This is a genomic window from Paraburkholderia elongata, assembly GCF_013177735.1.
Taxonomy (GTDB): Bacteria; Pseudomonadota; Gammaproteobacteria; order Burkholderiales; family Burkholderiaceae; genus Paraburkholderia; species Paraburkholderia elongata.
This window is the reverse complement of record NZ_WOEZ01000078.1, coordinates 21,394-43,595: the sequence shown is the minus strand read 5'-3', so window position 1 is coordinate 43,595 and position 22,202 is coordinate 21,394. Positions and strand designations below refer to the sequence as shown.

Genomic DNA, 22,202 nt, shown 5'->3' with positions numbered 1-22,202 from the left:
CGGGCCGATCGGTTCCTTGAGCACCGTTTGCTGCGCCGCCAGATTGCGCGACGGCACGATCCGGCCGTAGACGCGACGGCCTTCGTCGGCGAACCACTCGATGATGTCCGCCGCGGCCAGCACTTCGACGCGCGCCTCGGCGAACGGCTTGCCCTGTTCCTGGGTCATCAGGCGGGCGATGTCGGAAGCACGTTCGCGCACCAGCGCGGCAGCTTTGCGCATGGTGGTGGCGCGTTCGTTGGCCGGAATCTTGCGCCAGGCTTCGAAGCCGCGCTGTGCAGCGGCCAGCGCCCGGTCGAGATCGGCAATGCCAGCGTGGGCCACCTTGCCGATGGCGTTGCCGGTGGCAGGATTGATGACGTCGAGGGTTTTGCCGCTGGCGGCGTCGCACCACTCGCCGTTAATCAGAAGTCGGGTATTGGTATAGCCTAATGTGACCATGTTGTGTTCCTGATGGTTGGCGGACGATCAACCGCGATCCGGATGCGGACAGGCAGTCAAAAATGGACTGCCACAATGCGGTCAATCATTTAGGATTACTGGAGTGAACCAGCAGCGAGGGCACGCGATGACTACCGAATGCGGCCTCGCCGTGCCTCCGGAAAAATACGATCAGTCGCAACGCAGAGATCAGGCGTCGCGCAGCGCCAGTTCGACGTGTTTCAGGCGCCGCACAATACGTTCGACGAACTCCAGCGTCACGTGAGGCAGCGCGCGCTGGTTGGGTGTGATGACGCCGACGGTGAGCGCGTTGACGTTCACGTCGTCGAGCGGTCTCCATACCACATCACCACGCGCCAGTTCGTCGAGGAAAGCCAGTTTGGAGAAAAATGAAATGCCCCGCCCTGAAGCAATCAGCCGCTTGAGCAGCGTCGTCGAATTACAGGTGACGCTTGGCTGCAGCGACTCCCAGTACTCGGGAAAGTCGGTCGTGACGACACCCTGAATCGGCGATCGTCCTTCCAGCCTCAGAAATGCATGATTGCGGCATTCGTCGAAGCTGATGCGCTCCGTCTTCGCTAGCGGATGCGACGATGCCATCACCACACCCGGCGGCAACGATACTTCGGTCACGACATCAAGCCCGGCGGGCAGCTTCGTAATGTACGAAATGCCGACGTCATACTCACCACTGACAAGTCGCGTCGGTACGTCGTGTGGCGGCACCGCGGCGATCGAATAGGTAACAGCCGGATAGGCGTCCGAAAACTCCTCGACAGTCGCAGGCAGAAAATCGACGAAAAGCGAATCCATTGCCACCACCGACACGTGCCCCTTGCGTTCACCTTTCAGGTCGTCGAGTTCGCTGCGCATCAAGTGGAAGTCGTTCAGCGTCGCGCGAATGTGTTGCAGCATGCGCTCGCCGGCTGCGTTCAACCGGATGCCGTTCGGCAGCCGGTCGAACAGTTCGGTCCCCATCTCCGCTTCGAGCTTCAGGATCTGCCGGTTGACCGCGCTCGACGCGACATATAGGTTCTGCGCGGCCTTGCGGATCGAACTGCATCGAGCCACTTCGACAAAATACTTCAGGACATTCGCATGCATCGTGTTTTCTCAGTTCATCGGCCGCACCGTCCAGGCAGCGACCACGGGATGATCGCAGGCTACCTTGCCCACGTCGCATGCGCCACCCGGGGAACCGAGCGCACTGGCGTCCTTCCCGAAGAAATCCCGGTTGACGGCGGCGAACATGGCCTCCGATTGCGGGAGTTCTTCATCGTGAAAGATCGCCTCGGTCGGACACACTGACACACACACCCCGCAGTTGATGCATTCCTCGGGGTGGATGTAGAGCGTGCGCCCGCCTTCGTAGATGCAGTCAACCGGGCAGCATTGCACGCACGCACCGTCTTTGACGTCGATGCAGGGCGAAGTGATGACGTAGGCCATCAGTGCCCGCTCCAGCAAGGCTTGCGTTTTTCCTGGAAGGCGCGCACGCCTTCATTCGCGTCCTCGGATTGCAGCGCGGCAACCACGGCAGGCAGGCGTAGCGCCTGGGCATCCGCCGGCGAGAGTGTGGACGTGCGCTTGACCACCTGCTTGATCGCCTGCAGCGACAGCGGGGCGCACGCGAGCAGCGCCTGAACCCAGCGCTCGACGGCGGCGTCCAGTTCGGCACGCGGCACGACTTCGTTGACGAGGCCCATATCGAGCCCCTCGCGGGCTGAAATCCGGCGGCCGGTCATCAGCATCGCCATCGCCTGGCGGTACGGAATCTGGCGCTGCAGCAGGGTCATGCCGCCGTCGAGCGGCATGCGCCCGACGAGCGCCTCCGGCAACCCGAAGCTCGCCTCGTCACAGGCAACCACCAGATCGCACCCCAGCACCATTTCGAAACCGCCACCCAGCGCATAACCGTTGACCCGCGCAATCACCGGCACGTTTAGCGTCTCGCGCAGCGCAATGCCGCCGAAGCCGCCCGGGCGCGGTGCCGCCCAGTATTCAAGGCCGCTCACCGACGGATTCTTCAGGTCCGCGCCGACGCAGAACGCGCGCTCGCCCTCGCCGGTCAGGACCACGACGCGCACGTCGCGGTTATGCTCGAGCTCGGTCCACACGCGTTGCAGTTCCGCTTCAGTGGCAAGGTCCACGGCGTTAAGCGCGTCCGGCCGCGCAAGCGTCACCGTGGCAACGTGCCTGTCGATGACAAGACGTACGCTCATACAGCCTCCGTGGCGACCTTGCCGCGCAATTGTTGCAGGACCTCTTCGGTATGCTGGCCGAGGCGCGGCGGCCCACGCCGCAGGCCCACCGGCGCGAGCGAAAGCTCGATCGGGCTGCCGATGAAGCGCACCGGCTGGCCTTCGCCCTCGCCTTCCAGAATCAGTTGGTTATGCAGCGTCTGAGGATCGACCAGCGCTTCACGCAGATCACGCACCGGTGCGCACAGCAGGTCCTGCTCTTCGAGGCGGGCGAGCCAGAAGTCGCGCGTGTTGCTCGCAAAGCGCTCTCGGAAGATGCGCTGCAATTCCGTCTTGTGAACGAACTGCTGATTGAGATTGCAAAAGCGCGCGTCGAGCGACAGGTCGTCGATATCCAGCGCGGCGCAGATGTCGCGCAGCGGATTCGCCTTGAACGCACCCACGAGTACCAGCGCACCGTCCTGGGTATCGAAGACACCCGAAAGCGGCATCGCGGCCCAGTTCACTTCCGAGTCGGCCATCATGATCATGGCGGCTTCCTGCATCTGCATCGCGAGCATCGAGTTGTACAGCGACACGTTGACCTTCTGCCCCTCGCCCGTGCGTTCACGATGCAGCAGCGCGAGCAGGATGCCCTGCACCATGTGCATGCCAGCCGAATAGTCGGCGAGCGCTGTCGGGTACACGGAAATCGGCAGCGACTCATCAGCGCGGCGCGCCATCACACCGCTCATCGCCTGGGCGAGGACGTCCTGGCCACCCTTGTGCGCATAGGGTCCGGTTTCGCCGAAGCCCGTGCCCACCGCGTAGATGATCCGCGGATTCAATCGGCGGCAGTCTTCATAGCCGACACCCATGCGGTCCATCACGCCCGCACGGAAATTGCTGACGACCACATCTGCTTCCGCGATCAACGCCTTCAAATCAGCCAACTGCTGCGCGTCGCGCAGGTCGAGCGCCACGCTGCGCTTGTTGCGATTCAGACTGCAGAAGATCGGATTGTCCGCGCCGGCCACCGGCTCGAACGTGGAGCGGCTGAGATCGCCCGCGCCCTTTCGCTCGACCTTGATCACGTCGGCGCCGTAATCGGCGAGCATCTGCGTGCAGACCGGGCCCATCATGACCTGCGTGAGATCGACGACACGCACGCCGGCAAGCGGCAGGTCAGGGGTCTTTGCAACGTTGTCTGCGACGCTCATGCGGCCTCCCGCTTCTCGATGTGCGCGGCAAGCGGCGGCACGTCGGCGTTGCGGCCGGTCTGGTCGCCCGGATCGGCGCCTTGCGTGCGCAAGGTCTTCTGCAGCGCATGCACGTCGACGTCGCGCACTCGCACGCCCGCATCGAGCGCGAGCGCGGCAGCCACCCCGGCGGCTTCGCCCATCGCCATACAAGGCGGGATTTCACGCGACATCTTCTGCGCCTGCGAGGTCGCCGAATAGTGGCGGCCGGCGACCAGCAGGTTGTCGATCTGTTTCGGCAGCAACACGCGATACGGCATGTAGTAGTCACGGCCACGCGCGATGCTGTCGTCGAAACGGGTACGCTGTGCGAGGTCGTCCTTCGTCATCACGTACTCGCCTTCGAGCAGGCGCGTCTGGCGCACGCCGGTTTGCGGCGCGACATCGATCACATAACACTGCTCGAAGCCTGGCAGCTTCTCGCGCACAAAATCGACCACCGCGTGAATGTGCTGCCGGCCCTGCACTTCCGCGCGTGTCAGGTCCTCAGGCTTGAGGCCATCGAGACCGGCCATATGCGGGCAGTTGCACCACACCACACCGGGCAACGGTGTCTTCAACCACCAGTAGCCCCACGAGCCACCAAGAATGCGCTTGATCTGACGATCCAGTGCTGCAAACGCCTCGGGTTCTTCGGCTTCGAAACGCTCGGCCGCCTCCGTATCGACGCCGCCGAGTCGGAATACCGTCGTCGTGATATAGGTGCCGCCGACATGCGGCACGCCCGCCGACGCCGCGACATCCAGGTCCCCCGTCGCGTCGATCACCACGTCGGCGAGAATCGCTTCACGGCCGCTCTTCGTTTCGCAGATCACGCCTTTCACCTGACCGTCTTCGACCAGCGCGCGCGAGAACCATGAATGCAGACGCAACTTGATGCCGAGCGATTCCACCATCTCCAGCGCGACGCGCTTCATCGCATCCGGATCGAACGCCGCGGCGAAGCACACGGGGTGAGGTGTCTTCTGGCTGTGAAAGTCGAAGGTGCCCCAGCGCCCCCACTTGCGATACGCCGCGGGATCCTCGCCCCACTCGTCCGAGCGCGGGAACGCCGCCATCTTGCGCGCCGCCATCCGTTCAATGAACGTCATGCAGATGCCGCGCACCGAAATTTCGTGCAGGTGGTTGTCCCACATGTCATCGAGCACCAGCACCATGCCGCCGGATGCGAGGCCGCCCAGGTGGTTGTAACGCTCCAGCAGAATCACCTCGGCGCCGTTGCGCGCCGCCCCGATCGCTGCCGACAGGCCTGCTGGACCGCCGCCGACCACCACGACGTTTGCCTTGGCCGCAACGCGCACATCGCGTGCACTTTCCTGAATCCAATCGCTGATCATGTTCATTTTTCGCCTCTGAGAATTCGGGTGTTTCGTGTTCGGTTCAATGCGCGCTTTCGGGCTGCCATCTGACCACCAAGCGCTCGATGATTGCGATCACGAGGAAAAACAGGCCGGACAGCACGGCGCTCATGATGATCGCCGTGTACAGCAAGGCCGAATCGAAGCTATAGGTCGCCTGGATGATCATTGCGCCGATACCTTGCGTGGCGCCGATCCATTCACCGACCACCGCGCCAATCACCGACATCGACGCAGCAATGCGCAGTGCGGAGAAGAGATACGGCAGCGAAGCGTAGAGGCGCAGCTTGAAGAAGATTTCGCGCTTGCTTGCCGACAGGATCTGCATCAGTTCCATCGCCTGCGGGTTCACCGCCTGCAGCCCGCGGACCATGTTCACGAGCGTCGGGAAGAAACAGACAATCGCTGCGATGGTGATCTTCGGCTCGAGACCGTTACCCATGATGAGAACGAGAATCGGCGCCTTCGCGACCACCGGAATCGAGTTGATCATCACGGCGACTGGATAGAAGATGTCCTGCAGCGTCTTGTTGTGCACGAAGACGGTGGCGATCAGGATCGCCGCCAGGTTGCCGAGCAGAAAACCTCCGAATGCCTCGATCGCAGTCGGCACCAGGTTCTGCAGCAGCACATCGCTCTTGTTGAAAAGCGTCTCCAGAACCAGGAACGGCGACGGCGCGATAAACGGCTTCACATGAAAGCCCGCCACCACCGCCCACCACGCGAACAGCAAGCCCGCAACGCCGAGTACCGGCAGAAGGCGCGCGCGCCACAGGCGCTGGCGGCGACCCGCAAGCCACGCTTGCGCTTCAGGGTCCGCCGCTTGGGACGACAGGTTCAATTGCATTTCGGACGTGGCCATCAGCAGGTCTCCAGTACGCGTCGCAGATAGGCAGCGAGTTCGACGAATTCGCGGGTCTCGCGGATATCGAGCGTCCGGTCTTCCGGCAGCCCGACCGGTACGATCTCCTTCACACGCCCGGGATTGGCGGCCAGCATCAGCACTCGCTGGCCGAGAAACGCCGCTTCATAGATGCTGTGGGTAACGAAGAGCGTCGTGAGGCCCATCTCTTTCCAGACGCGGCGTAATTCTTCGTTCAGACGGTCACGCGTGATTTCGTCGAGTGCGCCAAACGGCTCGTCCATCAGCAGGACTTTCGGGTCGCTGACGAGGGCACGCGCAATCGCGACACGCTGGCGCATCCCGCCTGACATCTCGTGCGGGTAAGCGTCCTCGCGGCCCTTGAGGCCGACGAGTTCAAGCAGTTCACGCGGTGTCGCCCGGCCCGCACGCGCCTTGCCGCCCGCGACTTCAAGCGGCAACTGCACGTTCTGGATGGCCGTGCGCCACGGCAGCAACGCGGCATCCTGAAACACGAAACCGATGTCCCGATGCTCACGCGCGACACGAGGCGCCGCGCCGAGCACGCTGATGTCGCCACGGCTCGGCTTGATGAGGTCCGCGACGACTCGCAGAAACGTCGACTTCCCGCAGCCCGAGGGACCGAGGAGCGTGAGGAATTCCCCGGCCGCGACGTCAAGGCTCAAACCTTCGATCGCGGTGACGCTGCGCCGGTCGGTGAAAAAGCGCACGTTGATATTGCGGCAACTGATAGACAGATGGGTGTCTTGCGGCCCGGCGACGGACGAACCGGCCCCGTCCGCGCGGGGCGGATTGATAGTGGCAGCATGCATGGATTACACCTTGAGGCGAGAGGAGCGGGTAGCGTTGAGAACGTCCATCGTCATCACGTCGTCGACTTTGGGCTGATGTCCCTGGAACTGGCCCAGTTGACCGTACATCGCGATCTGCTCTTCCCAGACCTTCGCATCCATCGTGCCCCAGCCCTGAGTCTGCGTGGTCTGATTGAACGCGTAGCCCATCAGCGAATCGATCGCGACACGCTCATCGGCGCGGTTCAGGTTTGGGTACTCCTTGATGAGCAGATCGACGGCCTCGTCGCGATGCGCATTCGCGTAGAGCCAGCCACGCGCGGTTGCGCGCATGAAACGCGTAACGGTGTCGGGATGGTCCTTGAGTGTCGCGGTGTTCGCGTAGTACGGCAGCGCGTAGAGGCGCACGCCGGTGTCCCACAGGCGCAGGTCGACGCGATCTGCCCCGAGCGGCTTGAGTGCCGTGGTGTTGGTTTGCCAGCCGGTCACCGCATCGACCTGACCACTCAGAAGCGGCATCATGTCGGCGCCGATCGGCACAATGTTGACCTGGCTTTCCGGAATTTTGTTCTTAGCGAGCAGCGCCTTGAGCAGCACCATGCCCGTCGACTGGATACCGATCCGCTTGCCGATCATGTCGTGCGGCGTGCGCACGGGATTCTTCTTGAGCGAAAAGAAACTGTAAGGGTGCTGTTGCAGCCCGACCGCGATGCATTTGATCGGCAAGCCTTGCGAGACGGCAAGCATGATCGACGGGCTCGACGAAATCTCGCCGGCCTCGAATCGGCCCGAGGCGACAATCGCGACGCCGTCAATGTTCGGGCCGCCCGGCTGGATGTGAAAATCGATTCCTTCCTGCTCGTAATAGCCGAGCCGCTTCGCCGTCACCTCGCCGACCTGGTTGCCACCGGGAATCCAGCCCAGTTGCATGTTGACGGTTGTCCTGTCGCCTGCAAAGGCGCGCACCGAAAGCAGTGCGCCCGTTGCAGCCATGCCGCCCGCCGCGAGTGTCATCCGCAGCAAACGCCGACGTCCGGCATTTTCGATTACTGACATCATCTTCTCCGTTGGTCCTTCCTGGATACAAGGCACTGGTCCTCTAACGCTCAGTGCTGCCGGTCAAATCGATTATTTGTAGCCAAAAGTGTCCCCGCAAGCATCAATTTTGAAGATGAGTGATGCCAAAATTAGAGCACTCAACTGGTGCAGGCTTTCTGACAAAGTGTCCACAAGCGTGCGCGATTCGTGCACCAGTTCGGCCTCGACGCGCGAAAAATTCGATCACTGGTAGTCAAATTCGGTGCTAGCTATCGCGAATTTTGTTCCGCAAGAATCGCCAGCAATCGCGCCAGGTTCGCATCAACGTGCAGGGCGATTGCCGAAAGGCGGTTGTAATGGCGGGCGATCTCGATGCGGGAACGCCGTACTGAACCTCCCATTCATCAGACAAATCTGAGACCGTTATCGGCGGCACAAAGACTCCGCTGCACAATGCCTTTGTTTCGCGATCCTAACTACAACCCAGCTTCAAGCATTCGCTTTCACTTTCCCAAACCAAGCGCTCAAAGGAAATCATGAATCGACGCATCTTTGTTCTCGCCGCCATGGCTCTGTTCTGCCAGACAGCATCCGCCCAAAGCAGCGTGACCCTGTACGGTCTAATCTCGACGGGCATCGTCTATGCGAACAACCAGAAAGGTGCCGACAAGCAAGGCCACGCGACGTGGCAATTCGCGAGCGGCCCGATGCAGACGCCTCGCTGGGGGATGAAGGGCGTAGAGGATCTGGGTGGGGGTCTGAAAGCCATCTTCACGCTGGAAGGCGGCTACAGCCTCGCGACTGGCGCACTGTCGCAAGGCGGCCGGGAGTTTGGCCGGCAGGCTTTTGTCGGCTTGTCGTCGAATACCTTCGGAACGGTGACGCTAGGCCGTCAATATGACGAGGCAGTCACACTGTGTGTCTTCTCGTCGGCCTGTCAGTTCGCGGCGTACGGTGCGCACATTGGCGACAGTGATAACGTGTTCGACACGTTCCGGATCAACAACGCGGTCCAGTACAAGAGCATCGACTACAAAGGTCTTCAGTTTGAAGGGCTCTACGGCTTCTCGAATAAGGCCGGTGGCTTCTCCGACAACAATGCCTATAGCGCCGCGGTCCAATATCGCAACGGGCCGCTGTCAGCCGGCCTGGCGTTCCTTCAGGTCAATACACCGAACGACGCCAATAATACGAATGGCGCGGTGGTGAACGATTATGGCTTCACGTCGCCGTTCGTCACGAATCCGGCGACCCACGCGGGCGTCAGCAAGCAAAGGATGTTTGGCGCGGGCGGCGCTTACGCGTTCGGTCCGGCGAACCTGTCGCTGCTCTATACCAACGCGCGATTCGACTATCTCGACACATCGCGTCTGACGCTTCAGAATTTTGAGGTTTCGCTGACCGACTACGTGACGCCGCAACTCATTCTTGGCGCCGCGTATATCTTCACTACAGGGCAATACCACCCGCAGGACAACAGTCCAAAATGGCATCAGGTGAATACCGGCGTGGACTACCTGCTCAGCAAGCGCACCGATCTCTTCCTCGTCGGCATCTATCAGAAAGCGGCGGGTGACGCGCAGTACGCGCAGATCTATTCGCTTTCCCCGTCCACCACCAAGTCGCAAGTCTCAGCGGTGATCGGACTCCGGCATAAGTGGTAGGCAGGGTTACCAGCCTGCCGGATAGCCAGGTTTGCGAACCGGTCATGGTGGCATCTCATCCACAAGCGTCGTTACGACTCAAAGTTTCGATCCCTTGGCAAGACCGAGCTTTTCCATTGCCTTGAGCGTGCAACCACCGCGTGGCCTGCACGCTCCGCGATGCCTCCGTTACTTGACCGGCGGGAAATCGACGTCGGTATCGTTGATACGGTTGAACGTATTGGTGAAGATCGTCATGGCAACGGCCAACGAAATCTCAGCCAGTTGCGTCTCGGTATAGCCGGCCGCGCGAATGGCGGCGAATTCGTTCTCGCTGATCGTGCCGCTCGTCTTCTGCAAATTCAGCACGAAGTGCACGAGCGCGTCGCGCTTGGCATCGCCGGTGGCCTGCCCGGTGCGGATCTGTTTGAGCGCCTCCGTCGACAGGCCTGTCATCTTGCCCAGCATCACGTGTGCAGCGACGCAGTAGTCACAGCCGGTCTGTTCGCTGACCAGCACCTTGATGGTTTCCAGATCCTGTTTGCTCAGGCTCCCAGATGCGAGCACGCCTTCCGCGGCCAGCACGGCAGAGAGCGTCGCCGGGGCCACGTGACCGACAGCAGCGAAGAGGTTAGGTACGGTACCGCCAGCAATCTTCTTGACCTGGGCGTAGACATCAGCGGTGGCGCCGGTGGCGGTGGCGATAGCGGGGACAGTGATGCGGCTCATGGTGGAACTCCTTCAGTGGTGGTTAGGAGGCTCCACTTTAAGTCCCACGAATGGTATTTACGATACCAGATATTGTCATTATTATGCTCAAAAGTATCGCATAGCTCGCTTAAACAGCTCTCAAACATGCCCACCCGGTTCACATGGATCTGCTAAGTCGACTGCTTTCACTGATACCCGTCACGGGGCGGCTGGAGCTGCGCTGTCTTTTCGGTGCGCCGTGGAAAATCGATCAGACTGTCTCTGGCGTACGAGAAATCCCGTACCACATCCTGTTGTCCGGCCATGCCGTTCTCGAAGACGTGAACGGGCCGCCCGAACGATTGACGGCGGGCGACATCATTCTGTTTCCAGCGGGCAACGCCCATCTTATGCATGACGGTAGCGGGGAGACAGCGGGGCCCGAAACCACGAGTCGAAAGGCTTCGCTGGTCGTCTTTGAGAACGACGGGAGAGGCGAGAAAGCTGACTTCCTATGCGGACGGTTTCTGCTCGGTGCAGTTCCAGACCGGCTGTTGCGCGACCACCTGCCGGGCCGCCTGGTTGTGCATAGCGCATTGCCCGAGCCAGGTAACGACGTGGAGGGTTCGGCACAATCCATTTTCCGCACCCGCCTGAGGCAACTGATCGATTTGATGTATGAAGAGGCCAACGATCCCGGCCCTGGGAGCGAGATGCTCGTCAATCACCTGTCGGCGGCGCTGTTCGCACTGACGTTGCGTTTCGCAACTGAAGGTACCCAACCGCCGCATGGATTGCTCGCGCTCTCGAGGCGGCCTCGTTTGCAACCCGCGATATCCGCGATGTTCGAGGCACCGAGTGAGCCTTGGACCTTGGATCAGTTATCGGGGCTCTGCAATATGTCCCGAGCAACATTCATACGTCAGTTTCAGGAGGCCATCGGCCGCTCGGCTTCCGATGTTCTGACCGAGGTTCGAATGACCATCGCGGGCCGAATGCTGTTGCATACCGCCACGCCAGTCGCCGAAATCGGTGAGGCGGTGGGCTATCAGTCGAATGCCGCGTTTCAACGCGTCTTCAAGCGTCATATCGGTGTTTCGCCGGCGCGTTGGCGCTCGTCCGGCGGAAATCTCCAGGCATGACGCTGAAACTCATCGCTACCAGCATGCGCGATTCGTCGAGTCCAAGGTCAGCCAACGCCTGACCGACGACCGTTTCAGAGGGCCCTTGCGAATAGGCGTCAGCCGTGAAAGCACCCGGCGACGCGGCATCCTGCACGCGTCACCGGGTGTGCCCGCGTTAGCCCGCCTGCGAGACGAGGCCTCGCAGAACGGTTTCCAGTTCCACCTCGCCCTTGACGATGTCGGCTTCATCGCCTTCGAAGGCGATGAAGCCTTCATTGAACCCGTCGAGCATGCGCATGCGCGGCAACGGGTCCGTCGTACCCTGGGAGCGGAACAGTGCGCCCCATGTTTCGCGCGGCACCACCTCCGCACGAACCGGACGACCGAGCACCTGGGCAAATGCCTCGGCCAGATCGTTCGGGCTCACACGTCGCGGCCCCTCCAGCTCGACGACACGTACGCCGAGCCAGGTTTGTTGAAGCAGTTGCGCGGCAACGCGACCCACGTCCGCGGTCGCGACCATCGGCAGCGCCTTGTCGAGCGGCTGCAGAAAGCTGGGGATCATCCCTGTGTCCCGGGCAGGAGCCACGTCCCACGCGGCGTTTTCCATGAACCAGCCGGGACGCAGGAATGTCACCGGCATCGGCAAACCCTGAAGCGCCTGCTCCATCAGCGTACGTTGCGTGAGCAGATTAATCTCGGTAGCTTGCGCGCCGATTGTCGACAGGCAGACCACCTTGCCAGGCGTCGCGGACTGAAGCGCCCCGCGCACAGCGTCAATGACAGCACGTGCCTCGGGAAAGCCCGGCGACGGATCAAACTCGGACGGCGGCAGAATGAAAACGCCTTGCGTGCCCTCGAAGGCGGCGGTAAGGGATGTCTCGTCGTCCATGTCGGCAGTCACCACTTCACACCCGCGCTCAGCCCACGAACGTGCCCGAGCGGCATCGCGTACAACCGCGCGTACCGGCTGGCCCGCTGCGAGCAACGTGCGCGCCACCGCACCGCCGACCTTTCCTGTTATCCCTGTGATTGCATACATTGCAGTTTCTCCTTGCGTAAATAGATGTGTCCCAATCGCCGATCAATGACCGGTGCTCAGGCGTGTTGCAAGCCGTGATACAGCCCCTGCTCGAACTGTCCGTACAGATCCACCACGCGAGGGTCGTAGAACGGCAGGATCTGCGTGAACAGCGTGCCGGCCACCTTCCTGACCGGATCGACCCAGAAATAGCTGTTCAGCAGTCCCGCCCAGCTGATGCTGCCCGCGCTGCGGCCATGCGGACCCGGCTGCGTGTTGATGTCGAAGGAAAGCCCCCACTTATGAGACATCGCAGGGAATTGATCGAAACTGTTCGACCACGTCGGCTGTGCCGTCTTCATTTCGGTTACCTGAAGATCTCCGATGTGATTCTGGAACATCGTCGCAACGGTGTCGGCACGCAGGACCCGCTCGCCGCGGTACGTCCCGCCGTTCACAAGCATCTGCAGGAGCGCCATGTAATCGCGCGGCGTGCTGAATGCACCGCCGCCACCCATAAAGAACTCGGGCCGCTGGTTGATCTCGAACGGAGCGGGCTTGAGCGATCCATCGGGTTGCCGGTTGTGCATGGTCGCCACTCGCTGCTTCTGCGCGCCGCTGATCAGAAAGCCCGAATTGCTCATGCCGAGCGGCGTGAAAATGTGCTCCCGGAAGTAGACCTCCAGCGACTGATCGGTCACCGCCTCAACCAGCTTGCCCACCCAGTCCATCCCGATGCCGTACTGCCAGCGCTCGCCAGGCTCGAACTCCAGCGGCGCCTTGAACGCGCCGTTCATCGAGTAGCCAATATCCGGCATGCCGGTCACTTTTTCGTACCGGCTCATGTTTTCGCTCCAGATGCTGTACGTGAAGCCGGACGTGTGAGTCAGCAGGTGACGCACGGTAATCGTGTTTCGTGCGGGACGCAGCTTCGGCTGTCCGGATGCATCGAAGCCGTCCAGCACCTGTGGCGACTTCAGTTCCGGGAGAATGTCGCCCGCGGGTTGATCGAGTGAGAGCCTGCCCTGCTCGATGAGCTGCATACAGGCGGTTGCAGTGATCGCCTTGGTCATCGATAGCAACCAGAACACCGTGTCGGGCGTCATCGCCGCACCGGTCTGGGGATTGGCATGGCCAGATGCGCCCTCGTAGACGAGCCCGCGCTGCGTGGCGCCCATCGCCACCACACCGGCTACGGTGCCGTTGTCGACGGCCTGCCGCAAGGAAAGGTCAATCGCGGCAAAGGCAGGGTTGCGGACCAGAACACGATGACGCTCCTGATGACCCTCCGCGGCCTCTGTTCCGATGCTAGTCAATCCGCCCACTGCGGCGACCGCCAGGAGGCCGGATGCTCGCTTCAACAGGTCGCGACGGGTGACAGTCGAGCTGGATTCCTGAGCGTATCCAGCGACAGGGGCGGCGATGGCGAGTCCGAGGTGACGGGTATTCATGGCGATGCTCCTTTGGGTCGTTGAGGTTGGAACGTCCTGTTGGGATGCATTGTGGGTAAACGCGACACGAAACTAAATGACATGAATAACACTTGTGAAGTGACTGATAGTTACTAATGAGTCATAGTGCGGTTTTTGAGGCACTGTGCGGGGAGCGCCAATGAGATCGTCCAGCGAGAATCTCTCTAGCGGTATCAGCGTATTTGCGGCCGTCGTCGATGCGGGGACGTTCGCAGCCGCTTCCGAAGTGATGGGTATGTCGCCGCCCGGGGTTAGCCGGGCAATCGCTCGACTCGAAAGGCGGCTGAAAATACGGCTCTTCAATCGGACGACCCGCGCCGTTTCCCTCACGGAAGAGGGCAAACGGTTCTACGAGCAGGTCATGCCGCACTTAAGGGGAATGGAAGAAGCGGCCGCAGCCGCGTCAGGCGGCACCGCGACAGTACGCGGGAAGCTGCGAATCAATCTTGATCCGGCTTTTTTGCGAATCGTTCTGGGCCCGAAGCTCGACGAATTCATGGATGCGCATCCTGAGCTTGAACTCGAGTTCATTGCGAGAGATCAGCTTGGCGACCTCATCGTGGACGGCTTCGATCTGGCCTTGCGATTTGGCGAACCTCGCTCATCCACTCTGATTGCGCGCAAGCTTCTGGACACCGCAGTTGTCACCGTCGCAGCACCCTCGTACCTCGCTCGCCAGGGGCGGCCAGCGGAGCCTCAAGAGCTGGGTCGCGGGGCGCACCGGTGCCTCGAATTCCGGAACCCGGAAACCGGAAAGCCGTATCCGTGGGAGTTTCATCGCAAGCGCAAAAAGCTGGTTGTCGAAACGAATGGACGGCTTACGGTGAACGATCCGAGCGCACTCCTTAACGCGTGTCTGGCCGGCTCCGGCATCGCGCAGATGCTTCTGATCGGAGCGGAACCTCTGATTCGGGAGGGACGGCTCGTCAACCTGTTCCCAGACTGGCCGGATGAGCGCTTCCCAATCTATGCGTACCATCCATCGCGGCACCACACGCCGGCCAAGACAAGGGTGTTTCTCGACTTCATCGTCGCTTTGACGAGTACGAGTTAGCCAACGGCTGCAGAGGCCCCTGCGCGTGCCGCTTCAAACCCGCCAGGCCGGCCCATCGGGAAAGTCATACTCATCGAGCGACGCCGCATGCATTTCGATGCTGTAGCCGGCACGTTGCGGCGGCATATAACGGCCGTTTCGAATCACGACAGGATCGACAAAATGCTCATGCAAATGATCCACGTATTCGAGCACCCGGTTTTCCAGCGACGCCGACACGCAGATATAGTCGAACAGCGAAATGTGCTGCACGTACTCGCACAAACCAACGCCGCCCGCATGCGGGCACACGGGCACACCAAATTTCGCCGCCATCAGCAGCACGACGATCACCTCGTTCAGACCACCCAGGCGGCAGCTATCAACCTGACAGAAGTCGATGGCATGCGCCTGCAGCAACTGCTTGAACATCACCCGGTTATGGCAATGCTCGCCCGTCGCCACACCGATTGGCCGAATCCGCTGCCGGATGGCCGCGTGGCCGAGAATGTCGTCGGGACTCGTGGGTTCCTCGATCCACCACGGATCGAATTGCGCCAGGCGCCGCATGTTTGCGACCGCTTCATCGATATCCCACACCTGGTTCGCATCCATCATCAGCTTCAGGTTTTCGCCGATTTCTTCGCGCAGGATGCGGGCCCGGCGCATATCTTCTTCCAGATTGCCGCCCACCTTCTGCTTGAAGTGCGTCCAGCCCTGCGCGACGCCTTCGCGTGCGAGTCGCCGGATCTTGTCGTCGTCGTAACCGAGCCAGCCGGCCGACGTCGTGTAAGCCGGATAGCCGTGCGCAAGCATTTCCTTTTCGCGCTCGCCCCGGGTCCTGGCATGACGGTGCAGCATGGCGATGGCTTCCTGCGGCGTGATCGCATCGGTCACATAGCGGAAGTCGAGACACCGCACGAGTTCTTCGGGACTCATGTCGGCGAGCAGCTTCCACACCGGCTTGCCTTCCGCTTTGGCCCACAGGTCCCAGGCCGCATTCACCACAGCCGCCGTCGCCAGATGAATGGCGCCCTTGTCCGGGCCGATCCAGCGCAGTTGGCTGTCTGACGTCAGCGCGCGCCAGAAAGCGCCCATGTTCGCTGCGATATCCTCGAGCGTTTTGCCGACAATCAGCGGGGCAAGCGCCTGTACCGCGGTCACGCAGATCTCGTTGCCGCGGCCGATGGTGAAGGTGAGACCATGGCCTGTGAGGCCCTTCGGCGAATCGGTTTCGAGCGTTACGTAGGTGGCGGAGTAATCCGGCGCGGCGTTCATCGCATCGGAACCGTCGAGTGAACGCGAGGTCGGGAACCGAATGTCCCGGACGGACAAGCTGGTGATTGTGGGCATCTGAACACCCTCTTCTTCGACAGCTATCGGCTTGCGCCTATGCGCAAAGAGGGTCGTGCGTGCTCGCCCGACCTCTTTGCGGCCATCTTTTCTCTCCGCGATGCGATGCGAGGTGAGATAAGAAGAGGAAGCGCCGCGCCCCCTCCTCTCCCTTCGCGCTCAGGCGGCGTCGGTCAATCGTAGAGCACGGCGGCGATCTTGGGATCGCTCATATTGCTCTTGTCGTACCAGTAGAAGCCCGTGTCGACTTTCTTGGGCAGCTTCTCGCCCTTCAACGCCTTCACCGCGGAGTCGACAACACATTTGCCGATGCCGACCGGGTTCTGCGTGATGGCGCCGAACATCAGGCCCGAATTGATGTCGTCCTTTTGCTCCTTGCCCGAGTCAAAGCCGATCAGGACGAGTTTCTTGCCTGATTCCTTGACGCCAATCGCCGCTCCATCCGCCGAACCTTCATTCGCGCCAAAAATGCCCTTGAGATTGGGATTGGCCTGGATCATCGTCTTGGCGATTTCCGCCGACTTCAGATGGTCGCCGCTGCCATACTGGACTGAGACGATCTTGACGTTCGGATGCTTCGCTTTCATCTCATCCAGGAAGCCGTCGCGGCGACCGATGCCGGTGCGGCTCGTCTGGTCGTGCACGATCACGCCGACCTCACCGGAATTGCCGATCGCCTCGGCCATCTTGTCGGCGGCGAGTGCGGCCGCGGCAAGGTTGTCCGTCGCACACGTCGTCAGCGGAATGTCGCTGTCGACGCCGGAGTCGAAGGCGATGACGGGTATTTTGCCGGTCTGCGCCCGCTTCAACAACGGAATGGCCGCTTTGCTATCGAGCGCGGCGATGCCGAGCGCCTGGGGCTTCTTGGCGATCGCGGCCGAGAGCATGTCGATCTGCTTATCGACCATGGCCTCGGTTTCCGGACCTTCGAAGGTGATCCTGACGTTGTGCTCCTTGGCCGACTGCTCTGCGCCAGATTTGACGGCCTGCCAGAACTGGTGCTGGAAGCCCTTCGAGATCAGCGGGATGTAGGTGTCTTGCGCGTACGCAACACTCGTCCCGCCAATGAGCGCGCCTACGCCGACCACGACACCGATTAGTCTTCTTTTCAACATGGGGTTTCTCCTCCTAAGTGGGCCATCAACCTTCAGCCATTGGGGGAGCCTTTGGCGCTCCCTTTTCTTGATCTTGTTGCGCGTAGTGTCTGCCTTCGTCAGCCTTCGTCAGCTCTTCTTGCGCCGCAAAATATCGGCATAGACCGCGAGAATGATGATGAGGCCGGTCACCACGATCTGCCATTCCTGAGCGACGGACATGATGCGCAGGCCGTTGGTCAGCACGCTCATGATGAACGCGCCGATGATCGTGCCGAGAATCGTGCCCGCGCCGCCGCTGAGCGAGGTTCCGCCGATAACCACGGCGGCGATCGCTTCGAGTTCGTAACCTTGGCCTAGCGCGGGCTGGGCCGAATTCAGGCGCGAGGCGATCAGCAGCCCGGCAACGCCGCAAATGGACCCGGCGAGGCCGTAAATGGCGATCTTCCACCGATCGACATTCACGCCGGAAAGGCGCACGGCCTCTTCGTTGCTGCCAAGTGCGAATGTGTAGCGGCCAAGCGCCGTGCGATTGAGCGTGATCGAACTCGCGACCGCAAGGAAAAACAGAATCAGGACCGCGTTCGGCACAGGCAGACTCGGCAGCACATAGCCGATCAGCGAATCCTGCGAGATCCGGTAGAAGTTTTCGGTGTCGCTGAAATAGATCGGCTTGTCGGCCGAGACGACGAGAGAAAGGCCTTTCAGCAGCAGCATCATGCCTAAGGTGGCAATGAACGGCGGTATTTTCATTTTCGCCGTGAGGGTGCCCGAAATGGTCCCGCAGATCGCGCCCGTCCCAATTGCAGCCACGACGCCGGTCCACATCGGCAAATGCCAATAGGTCAGAAACACGCCGCAAATGACAGCTGTGAAGGTCATCATCGTGCCGACGGATAAATCGATGCCGCCTGTGATGATGACGAACGTGCAGGCGATCGCCAGAACGCCGTTGACCGCCGTCGCCTGCAGAATCCCGAGCATATTGTCCATCTGCATGAACGCGGGAGACGCGAAGCTGAAAAAGGCCAGCAGGAGGATCAGGCTCCCGAAGGCGAGCAGTTTTTGCAGAGCGGTCGGCGTGAAGACGCGGGCCCTCAGGCTCGAGGACCTTTCCTTGTTACCCAGCGCCGACGTATCCGATTGCAGTGTCATGAAATGGACCTCTTGAGGCTCACGCCGCTTTTAAGGTTTCGCGCTGCGTCGCCAGTTGCATGATGCGCTCCTGCGTCGCCTCCGTGGCGGAGAGTTCGCCAGTAATGCGGCCTTCGCACATCACGACGATGCGGTCGCTCATGCGCAAGATTTCCGGCAGTTCCGACGAGATCATCACGATCGCCTTGCCTTGCTCGGCGAGCGAGCGCAGGAGCTTGTAGATTTCGCTCTTGGCGCCGACGTCGATGCCGCGCGTCGGCTCGTCGAAGAACAGCACGTCGCAATCGCGCTCGAGCCATTTCGCGACGACAATTTTCTGCTGATTGCCGCCCGAGAGAAGCCGCACTTCCTGCGTCGCGGAGGGCGTACGAATGGCGAGCAGATTGATGAAATGGGAGGCTGTCCGGCGTATCTCGGCGCGGCGCAAGAAAAAGTTGAGCGACAGGAATTTGCGCAAGTTGGACATCACAATGTTCGATTCGACACTCATACCGGTCGCAAGGCCGAAGCGCTTCCTGTCTTCCGAGAGATAGCCGATGCCGCGCGCCACCGCATCGCTCGGATTCCTGATCGTCGCCTTCACGCCTCTCACGGCAATTTCGCCGGATTCGATCCGATCGGCGCCGAATACCGCTCGGGCGACCTCGGTGCGGCCGGCGCCCATCAAGCCGGCAAAGCCCAATATTTCGCCTTTGTGCAGCGCGAAACTCACGTCTCTGACCAGCGGGCCGGCGTTCAGATTTTTGACTTCGAGCGCGACCTCGCCTTTGTCTGCGGCGCTGTGAGAAGGCGCGACGTCGGTCAACGTTCGCCCGACCATCATGCCGATAATCGCTTCGACGCTGGTGTCTTTGGCGGTGACGGTGGCCACATATTCCCCGTCGCGCAACACGGTGACGCGGTCGGCAATCTGCTTCAGCTCGTCCATCTTGTGAGAGATATAGATGACGCCCACGCCCCGGCTCTTAAGCTCGCGGATGATGCGGAAGAGCTCGGCGATCTCGGCGTCGTTGAGCGCCGAGGTGGGTTCGTCCATGATCAGGACGCGCGAGTCGAAAGACAAAGCCTTGGCGATCTCGACCATCTGCTGCCTGGCGACGGTGAGGGTGCTGACAACCGCGCGCGGGTCGATATTCACATGCATGCGGGCAAGAATCTCGCGCGCCTGCGCGTTGAGCTTGTCTTCGTCGAGGAACAGGCCGAGGCGGCCGCGCGGCTCGCGGCCGATGAACATATTCTGGGCGACGGTGAGGTGATTCATCAGCTGGAGCTCCTGATGAATGATGCCGACACCCATGGCCTGCGCCTCGCGCGGGCTCAGGAACTCGACAGGTTCGCCGTCATAGAGGATTTCGCCCGTATCCCGGGTGTACACGCCGGCGAGGATTTTCATTAGCGTCGACTTGCCGGCGCCATTCTCGCCCATCAGCGCATGGACTTCACCCGCCATGAGTTCGAACTGGACTTCGTGAAGCGCCCTCACGCCGGGAAAGCGCTTGCTGAGCCTTTTGACGGAAATGAGCGGGGTCATGGCGCGGATGGAACGACAATGACGCAACCGCCGCTGGCCTCATTGCGAGGAGCGGGTCGAAAAAGCGTGGAACGCCGCTGCGCTTGGTGTCGCCGGATATTCCGGCTGAAATCGCGGCAGAAATCGCAACGAGAAGCCAGACACATTGCCTGGTGCCCCCAAACCGATGTGCCACGATTTTACGCCGCTGGACGGCTGCGGCTCAATTAGGCATTCCCTAATATCACGCGCAAACGTATCGCGCGCCGGTTTCCCACTATTTGACGTCCAATTCAGGCCGGTTCGCTTGCCGGTTCGCTTGCCTCCATTCCACGCGGAATCCGGCTGACGGATGGTGGCTCGTGACTCACGTGCCGCGCCGTCTCGAACCGTTCCGCGAGCCAGTTGACGAAGGCAAGCACGCGCGGCGGAGCGCTGCGATGACGCAGATACGCGACCCATACCGGCATCGACGCGGGCCTGCAATGCGGCAGCACTTCACGCAGCCGCCCAGAATCGAGGTAGGGCTGGGCGAGCGCACGTGGCGGCTGGATCAGCCCAAGCCCGCGCAGTCCGCATTCGAGATACGCGTGCTCGTCGCTCACCTGCACGAAGCCCCCAAGCGGCAGGTTGACCGTGTCGCCTTCGGCCTGAAAATCAAAATCCGCTGCACGCCCGGTCTGCACGCACGTGCAATTTACCGCGACGTGATCGGTTAGCTCGTCGAACCGTAGCGGCGTGCCGTATCGCGCGAGATAAAGCGGGCTCGCACAGGTCACCCGTTCGAGCGCGCCCAGCCGGCGGGCGGCGAGGCTCGTATCGGGCAAATTGCCAGTCAGAACGCAGCAATCGATCGCTTCGCGGACCCGTTCGACCTGCCGGTTACTCACCCCGAACGTAAGCAGAATATGCTCGTAGCGCGCGTGAAAATCGTCGAGCGCCGGAAATACGATCGCGTTCGCGACGACCGCCGGCATCTCGACGCGCAGCTGCCCGCGCGGCCGGTCGTCGGGATGCCGCAGGCTCGCCTCGACGTCGTCGATGTCGGCGAGAATTTGCACGCAACGCTCGTAATAGGCGGCCCCTTCGGCAGTCAGATTGAGCCGGCGCGTGGTTCGCACAAGCAACTGAATGCCGAGCATTGCCTCGAGGCTCTGCACGAGTGTTGTCGCGCTTGCGCGCGCAATCCCGAGCGACTGCGCAGCGCGGGTAAAGCTGTTGGCGTCGACGATGCGTACGAAGGTCTGCATCGCCATGATGCGATCTATCACGGGCGTCTCTCCTTGGGATGTCGAGGCGCGATGAAACGCATCGCCAGCCTCGTCCTTGTAGAGCACACTAGCGCCGTGCTTAGAACGGTGGGAGTGACAAGTGTGGCGGGATTCAGTAGGCAGCCAATAAATCCCGCCCCTCGTCTGCCGACGAGAAAGGATGCGCGAGCCGAAGTGATTCTTCGGTTACGACCCGTTGCGTGCAACAGGTCGTCGGCGCGGTTGCCAGGCTACGCTTCAGCCAGAATCTGCTGAATGACTTGCTCGAAGGTTTCCACGGGCTGTCCGCCGCTCACCAGATAGCGACCGTTAAAGATGATCGCCGGCACGGACTGGATCCCCTTCGCCTGGTATTCTCGTTCTTCCGCACGAACCTCGTCGGCATAGACTCCGCTTCGCAGTACCTCATTAGCTTCCGCGGCATCGAGCCCTACCGATTGGGCCGCTTCGACCAGGACTTCGTGATTGCTTGGGTCCTTGCCCTCGGAATGATAGGTCCGCAGCAGCGCCAGTTTGAGTGGCAACTGCTTGCCTTTGATACCGGCCCAATGCAGCAGGCGGTGCGCATCGAAGGTGTTATAGACGTGCGTACGCGGGCCGAAGGTAAAGCCAACGCTTGCGCCACGCTCGCGGATCATGGCTTGCGTTTCGGCGATCTGCGCCGGTGTGCGTCCGTATTTTTTGCCGAGATAATCGACAATGGCCTCGCCGTCCGGCCCCATCTCCGGATTCAGCTCGAAGGGATGCACGGCGATTTGAGCGTCGACCGCATCGCCTAAGCGCGATAGTGCAAGCTCGAGCGACGACAGGCCGATCGCACACCACGGGCATGCGATATCGGAGACAAAATCGATTGTTAGCTGTTGTTTCATTGCTTTCCTGACGC

21 protein-coding genes are annotated in these 22,202 nt (G+C 61.3%); 3 read left to right on the top strand and 18 right to left on the bottom strand.

Going from position 1 to position 22,202, the window contains the following annotated elements:
* From GNZ13_RS15915 to GNZ13_RS15875, 9 genes are all read right to left on the bottom strand, one after another.
* Positions 1–441, bottom strand: a 441-nt coding sequence (locus GNZ13_RS15915; protein WP_172165997.1) for an aldehyde dehydrogenase family protein, incomplete at its 3' end; no start/stop codon positions are given.
* Between the two features lie 189 nt (positions 442–630).
* Positions 631–1,545 (bottom strand): LysR family transcriptional regulator, encoded by a 915-nt coding sequence (locus GNZ13_RS15910; RefSeq protein WP_172165994.1) that lies wholly within the window; start codon positions 1,543–1,545, stop codon positions 631–633.
* Positions 1,546–1,554: 9 nt separating this feature from the next.
* Complete coding sequence (gene fdxA, locus GNZ13_RS15905) at positions 1,555–1,890, bottom strand: ferredoxin (RefSeq protein ID WP_172165991.1); 336 nt, start codon at positions 1,888–1,890, stop codon at positions 1,555–1,557.
* Positions 1,890–2,663, bottom strand: coding sequence for an enoyl-CoA hydratase-related protein (locus GNZ13_RS15900; protein WP_172165988.1), 774 nt, complete (start codon positions 2,661–2,663; stop codon positions 1,890–1,892). The genes fdxA and GNZ13_RS15900 overlap by 1 nt, the downstream gene beginning before the upstream one ends.
* A complete protein-coding gene (locus tag GNZ13_RS15895) occupies positions 2,660–3,841 on the bottom strand; it encodes a CaiB/BaiF CoA transferase family protein (protein WP_172165985.1) in 1,182 nt (393 codons plus the stop codon). Before GNZ13_RS15895 ends, GNZ13_RS15900 begins: the two co-directional genes overlap by 4 nt.
* Complete coding sequence (locus GNZ13_RS15890; protein WP_172165982.1) at positions 3,838–5,223, bottom strand: FAD-dependent oxidoreductase; 1,386 nt, start codon at positions 5,221–5,223, stop codon at positions 3,838–3,840. The genes GNZ13_RS15895 and GNZ13_RS15890 overlap by 4 nt, the downstream gene beginning before the upstream one ends.
* A 37-nt stretch (positions 5,224–5,260) precedes the next feature.
* On the bottom strand, positions 5,261–6,100 hold the full coding sequence (locus GNZ13_RS15885) for an ABC transporter permease (protein ID WP_172165979.1): 840 nt from the start codon (positions 6,098–6,100) through the stop codon (positions 5,261–5,263).
* Positions 6,100–6,933, bottom strand: a complete 834-nt coding sequence (locus GNZ13_RS15880; RefSeq protein ID WP_216674863.1) for an ABC transporter ATP-binding protein — start codon at positions 6,931–6,933, stop codon at positions 6,100–6,102. Before GNZ13_RS15880 ends, GNZ13_RS15885 begins: the two co-directional genes overlap by 1 nt.
* A gap of 3 nt (positions 6,934–6,936) precedes the next feature.
* On the bottom strand, positions 6,937–7,968 hold the full coding sequence (locus GNZ13_RS15875) for an ABC transporter substrate-binding protein (protein ID WP_172165976.1): 1,032 nt from the start codon (positions 7,966–7,968) through the stop codon (positions 6,937–6,939).
* Between the two features lie 518 nt (positions 7,969–8,486).
* Between GNZ13_RS15875 and GNZ13_RS15870 the strand changes: the two genes are divergently transcribed.
* Entirely contained in the window at positions 8,487–9,614 is a 1,128-nt protein-coding gene (locus tag GNZ13_RS15870; protein WP_172165973.1) for a porin, read from the top strand.
* A gap of 168 nt (positions 9,615–9,782) precedes the next feature.
* Here the strand turns inward: GNZ13_RS15870 and GNZ13_RS15865 are convergent, their stop codons facing one another.
* The gene (locus tag GNZ13_RS15865; protein WP_172165970.1) at positions 9,783–10,322 is read right to left on the bottom strand and encodes a carboxymuconolactone decarboxylase family protein; all 540 of its coding nucleotides are present in this window, start codon (positions 10,320–10,322) and stop codon (positions 9,783–9,785) included.
* Between the two features lie 143 nt (positions 10,323–10,465).
* On the opposite strand from GNZ13_RS15865, the gene GNZ13_RS15860 reads away from it, so the two are divergent.
* Positions 10,466–11,425: an AraC family transcriptional regulator gene (locus tag GNZ13_RS15860; RefSeq protein ID WP_172165967.1), complete on the top strand. Its 960-nt coding sequence runs from the start codon at positions 10,466–10,468 to the stop codon at positions 11,423–11,425.
* A gap of 157 nt (positions 11,426–11,582) precedes the next feature.
* On the opposite strand, the gene GNZ13_RS15855 is transcribed toward GNZ13_RS15860, so the two are convergent.
* A complete protein-coding gene (locus GNZ13_RS15855; protein WP_172165964.1) occupies positions 11,583–12,449 on the bottom strand; it encodes an NmrA family NAD(P)-binding protein in 867 nt (288 codons plus the stop codon).
* 56 nt (positions 12,450–12,505) lie between these two features.
* Positions 12,506–13,879, bottom strand: a complete 1,374-nt coding sequence (locus GNZ13_RS15850) for a serine hydrolase domain-containing protein (protein ID WP_172165961.1) — start codon at positions 13,877–13,879, stop codon at positions 12,506–12,508.
* Between the two features lie 160 nt (positions 13,880–14,039).
* Here GNZ13_RS15850 and GNZ13_RS15845 point away from each other — a divergent pair, with 160 nt between their 5' ends.
* Positions 14,040–14,954, top strand: a complete 915-nt coding sequence (locus tag GNZ13_RS15845; protein ID WP_172165958.1) for a LysR family transcriptional regulator — start codon at positions 14,040–14,042, stop codon at positions 14,952–14,954.
* Between the two features lie 33 nt (positions 14,955–14,987).
* On the opposite strand, the gene GNZ13_RS15840 is transcribed toward GNZ13_RS15845, so the two are convergent.
* From GNZ13_RS15840 to GNZ13_RS15815, 6 genes are all read right to left on the bottom strand, one after another.
* Positions 14,988–16,286 carry an L-fuconate dehydratase gene (locus GNZ13_RS15840; protein WP_172165955.1) on the bottom strand — a complete coding sequence of 433 codons (1,299 nt, stop codon included), beginning with the start codon at positions 16,284–16,286 and terminating at the stop codon, positions 14,988–14,990.
* 173 nt (positions 16,287–16,459) lie between these two features.
* Entirely contained in the window at positions 16,460–17,401 is a 942-nt protein-coding gene (locus tag GNZ13_RS15835) for an ABC transporter substrate-binding protein (RefSeq protein WP_172165952.1), read from the bottom strand.
* A gap of 108 nt (positions 17,402–17,509) precedes the next feature.
* The gene (locus GNZ13_RS15830; RefSeq protein WP_172165948.1) at positions 17,510–18,535 is read right to left on the bottom strand and encodes an ABC transporter permease; all 1,026 of its coding nucleotides are present in this window, start codon (positions 18,533–18,535) and stop codon (positions 17,510–17,512) included.
* A 19-nt stretch (positions 18,536–18,554) separates the two neighbouring features.
* Positions 18,555–20,066 (bottom strand): sugar ABC transporter ATP-binding protein, encoded by a 1,512-nt coding sequence (locus GNZ13_RS15825; protein ID WP_172165945.1) that lies wholly within the window; start codon positions 20,064–20,066, stop codon positions 18,555–18,557.
* Positions 20,067–20,338: 272 nt separating this feature from the next.
* Positions 20,339–21,316, bottom strand: coding sequence for a LysR family transcriptional regulator (locus GNZ13_RS15820; RefSeq protein ID WP_172165942.1), 978 nt, complete (start codon positions 21,314–21,316; stop codon positions 20,339–20,341).
* 230 nt (positions 21,317–21,546) lie between these two features.
* Positions 21,547–22,188: a DsbA family oxidoreductase gene (locus GNZ13_RS15815; RefSeq protein WP_172166006.1), complete on the bottom strand. Its 642-nt coding sequence runs from the start codon at positions 22,186–22,188 to the stop codon at positions 21,547–21,549.
* Between the last annotated feature and the right edge of the window lie 14 nt (positions 22,189–22,202).